A 3,578-nucleotide genomic window follows, 5' to 3' on the forward strand; every position below is an offset into this window, starting at 1 on the left:
CCGTACGGGCCCGGTGAACCGGGCCCGGCCCACCGCCGCCATCGCGCCCCTGGCCACGGTGTGGGCCCCGAGCACGACGACCGGCTCGGGCGTGGGCACGACCGCCGCGTCGGGGACGACGCGGGGCTGGCGGCACGCTTCGAGGAGGAGCGCGGCCGGCTGCGGGCGGTGGCCTACCGGATGCTCGGCTCGGTCGCCGAGGCCGACGACGCGCTCCAGGAGGCCTGGCTGCGCGCGAGCGCCGCCGGCACCGAGGGGGTGGCGAACCTCGGCGGCTGGCTGACCACCGTGGTGTCCCGGGTCTGCCTGAACACGCTCCGCACGCGCCGGACGCGGCGCGAGGACCTCTTCGACGAGCCCCCCGGGTCGCTGGTGCCCGAGCGGGCGGCCGGCGGCGACGGGGCACGCGATCCGGAGGAGGAGGCGCTGCTGGCCGACTCGGTCGGCGTCGCCCTGCTGGTGGTGCTGGACCGGCTGTCGCCCGCGGAGCGGCTCGCCTTCGTCCTGCACGACATGTTCGCCGTGCCCTTCGACGACATCGGTCCGATGCTGGAGCGGACGCCCGCGTCCGCACGGCAGCTCGCGAGCCGGGCCCGCCGCCGGGTGAAGGGGGCCGAGACGCCGCCCGGACGGGACCCGGTCCGGCGCCGCCAGGTCGTCGACGCCTTCCTGTCCGCCACGCGCGGAGGGGACTTCGAGGCGCTGGTCGGGCTGCTGCACCCCGACGTGGTGCTGCGGGCCGACGCGGCGGTCGTGCCCACGCCCGAGCCGGTCGTCGTGCTCGGGGCCCACACCGTGGCCAGGGGCGCGATGGCGGCGGTGGGCCGGGCCCGGTTCACCGGGCCCGTACGGATCGACGGGGCGATCGGGCTGGCGATGGCCCGGCACGGGCGACTGGCGGTGGCGCTCGCCTTCACGATCGTCGAGGGCCTCATCACCGAGATCGACGTCGTCGCGGAGCCGGAGCGGCTCCGGGCGCTCGACCTCGCCGTGCCCGAGGGCCGCTGACCCGCGGCCCCGGATGGCCGGGGTGGTCCCGGCCGCCCCGCGTGACCGGGACCCGGCCGCCGCGAACCGGACGGCGGCCGCCCGACGGCACCGGCCCGGGCGCCGTCGGGGGCACCGTCCCCCGTGCGGGGAACAGCGGCCGTCAGGACTGGGGCAGGCGGTAGAGCCCGTCCTCCAGCGGTTCGACCAGGCCGTCGGCGACCAGGCCGTCCAGCGCCCGGTCGCGCTGGACCGGGTCGTGCCAGACGGCGTCCAGGGACGACTGCGGCACCGCGTCCGTGGCCTCCCGCAGGACGGCCAGCAGCTTGCCGCGGACCTGGCGGTCGGTGCCGGCGTACGTCTGGCCGCGCCGCGGCGGGCCGTCGTGGGCCGGCTTCCCCGACCGCCGCCACACGCACTCGGCGGAGATCGGGCACCGCCCGCAGTCCTCGTTCTTCGCGGTGCACACCAGCGCGCCCAGCTCCATGGAGGCCGCCGCCCACCGGGCCGCCGTGGCCTCGTCCTCCGGCAGCAGGTCGCGCGCCAGCCTGCGCTCGGCCGCGGTCGTGGCGTTCGGCGGGTACTGGACACCGGTGGCCGCCCGGGCGAAGACCCGGCGCACGTTGGTGTCGAGCACCGCGTGCCGCTGCCCGTACGCGAAGGAGGCCACCGCCGCCGCGGTGTACTCCCCGATGCCCGGCAGGGCGAGCAGCTGCCCGTGCTCGCTTGGGACGTCGCCGCCGTGCCGCTCCGTTATGGCCACGGCCGCGCCGTGCAGCCGCAGGGCGCGCCGTGGATAGCCGAGCCGGCCCCAGGCTCGGACCGCCTCGCCCGGCGCCTCGGCGGCCAGGTCGGCCGGGCGGGGCCAGCGCGCGAGCCACTGCTCGTACACCGGCAGGACCCGGACGACCGGGGTCTGCTGGAGCATGAACTCGCTCACCATCACGCCCCACGCGCCCGCCTCGGGGCGGCGCCAGGGCAGATCGCGGGCGTGCCGGTCGAACCAGGCGAGGACGGGTCCGTGCAGCCGGTCGGGTGCGGGCGCCGGGGCGGAGCCGGCCGCGGGGCCGTCGGAGGGGACGGGGGGCGTGGTGGAGGCATCGATGGAAGTCATGGCACCTCCGATCCTGGCACGTTCAGTACGCGCCGTGCCGCACGCCCTCACGGCGCGTGGAGGCGTGCTGGCGTGGGCCGCGGCCCACGCACCACACCACCGCGCCGTTGCCGCTGGTGCGTGCCGTGTCCACCAGGGTGCGGACGGGCCGCGTCGCCGCCTTGACGACGAGGAACGCGACCGCCCCGCCCAGCAGCAGGCCGACCGTCACGTCGTGCGGGTAGTGCACGCCGACGAACACCCGGGAGAACGCCATGAGGAGGGCCATCGGCACGGTCAGCCAGGCCATTCCGCGCCAGGACAGCGCGAGGGCGACGGCCGCGGCGCCCGCGATCGCCGAGTGGTTGCTCGGGAAGGACCAGTCTCCGTACGGCGGGCAGGGGACGAGCGAGGCGGCGGCCCCGGCCACCGCCCGGCACGGACGCTCCTCGTCCACCAGCGACTTGAGCGCCTCGCTCACCACGTATCCGAAGCCGGTCGCGAGCGGGGCGAGCAGCGCGAGCGCCATGGCACCGCTCGGCGCCGTCCTGGTCCGCCACCAACCGGCCAGGAACAGCACGCCGAACAGCAGCAGTCCGGCCTCGGTCCACACCTCGGCGAGTTGCTGGAACCAGTGCGGAGTGGAGTGGGCGAAGTCGGTGACGTCGCGGTAGAGGTCGCCCGAGAGATCGGAAAGGTTGTCCATGAGGGGAGACGCTAACCGGAGTCCGGCACCCGGCGCCCGGGCCGAAGGTCCGCACCCCGCTGGGCGAAAGTGGGGGCGGAACGGATGAGTCCGGCGCTCGGGATGTGATCATCGGCAAAACTTGGTGCCTGGGGCGGCGGGTGGGGCGGGAGTTGGCCCCGTTCTCTCGTAAGGTTCGTGGCGTGGGATCACTGCGCAATCCGGTCGGGCCGCTTCCCTCCTCCATCTACTGGCGACGGAGGGCGGTCGCGCTGTGCCTGATCGCGCTCCTCGCGCTGCTCACCCTCTGGGCCGTCACCTCCGGTGGCAGCGGCGGGAAGAAGCCGAACGACGGCGCCAACGGGACGTCCCCCGCGCCCTCGATCACTCCCGGACCGTCTGGTTCCGGTCCGGCGATCAGTGAACAGCCCGGCGGACGCGACGAGTCGGGCGACTCCGGAGAGACCACGGGCGGCGAGGACGGCACCGGCGACGGCTCCTCCGCCGGCGCCGAGGGCGGTGGCAAGAACGGCGACACGGACGGCGGGGGCGGCGACGGCGGCGCGGGCTCGACCGCCGGACAGCAGGTCCCGGCCGGCTCCCCTCTCCCGAACTGCGCCCCGGGATCGCTCCAGTTGACGCTGATGAGCGACAAGCTCTCCTACGCGCCGGGGGACAAGCCGCGGTTCCGGCTGGTGGCCCGGAACACCTCGGCCGCCGACTGCAAGGCCGACTTCGGCCCGAAGAGCGCGGTCCTGAAGATCAGCAACGTCAAGGGCGACCAGGTCTGGTCCTCGCAGGACTGCCCCCGCC

General features: G+C 75.8%; 4 protein-coding genes. 2 read left to right on the forward strand and 2 right to left on the reverse strand.

What is annotated here, in order from left to right:
• The first annotated feature begins 180 nt into the window (after nucleotides 1-180).
• On the forward strand, nucleotides 181-1,008 hold the full coding sequence (locus EAO71_RS20750) for a sigma factor-like helix-turn-helix DNA-binding protein (RefSeq protein ID WP_261992263.1): 828 nt from the start codon (nucleotides 181-183) through the stop codon (nucleotides 1,006-1,008).
• Between the two features lie 142 nt (nucleotides 1,009-1,150).
• Here EAO71_RS20750 and EAO71_RS20755 read toward each other — a convergent pair whose 3' ends face one another.
• Together EAO71_RS20755 and EAO71_RS20760 are read right to left on the reverse strand one after the other, a co-directional pair.
• Nucleotides 1,151-2,101 (reverse strand): HhH-GPD family protein, encoded by a 951-nt coding sequence (locus EAO71_RS20755; RefSeq protein WP_147979069.1) that lies wholly within the window; start codon nucleotides 2,099-2,101, stop codon nucleotides 1,151-1,153.
• 22 nt (nucleotides 2,102-2,123) lie between these two features.
• Complete coding sequence (locus tag EAO71_RS20760) at nucleotides 2,124-2,786, reverse strand: phosphatase PAP2 family protein (protein WP_147979070.1); 663 nt, start codon at nucleotides 2,784-2,786, stop codon at nucleotides 2,124-2,126.
• 182 nt (nucleotides 2,787-2,968) lie between these two features.
• On the opposite strand from EAO71_RS20760, the gene EAO71_RS20765 reads away from it, so the two are divergent.
• The coding region (locus EAO71_RS20765) for a hypothetical protein (protein ID WP_187282720.1) at nucleotides 2,969-3,578 on the forward strand (610 nt) is incomplete at its 3' end.

The organism is Streptomyces sp. MS191 (assembly GCF_008042125.1).
Taxonomy (GTDB): domain Bacteria; phylum Actinomycetota; class Actinomycetes; order Streptomycetales; family Streptomycetaceae; genus Streptomyces.

Bases quoted from the DNA above. Each gene is read 5' to 3' on its own strand.
- EAO71_RS20755 (WP_147979069.1), bottom strand. From the start codon at position 2,101: ATGACTTCCATCGATGCCTCCACCACGCCCCCCGTCCCCTCCGACGGC.
- EAO71_RS20760 (WP_147979070.1), bottom strand. From the start codon at position 2,786: ATGGACAACCTTTCCGATCTCTCGGGCGACCTCTACCGCGACGTCACC.
- EAO71_RS20750 (WP_261992263.1), top strand. From the start codon at position 181: ATGCTCGGCTCGGTCGCCGAGGCCGACGACGCGCTCCAGGAGGCCTGG.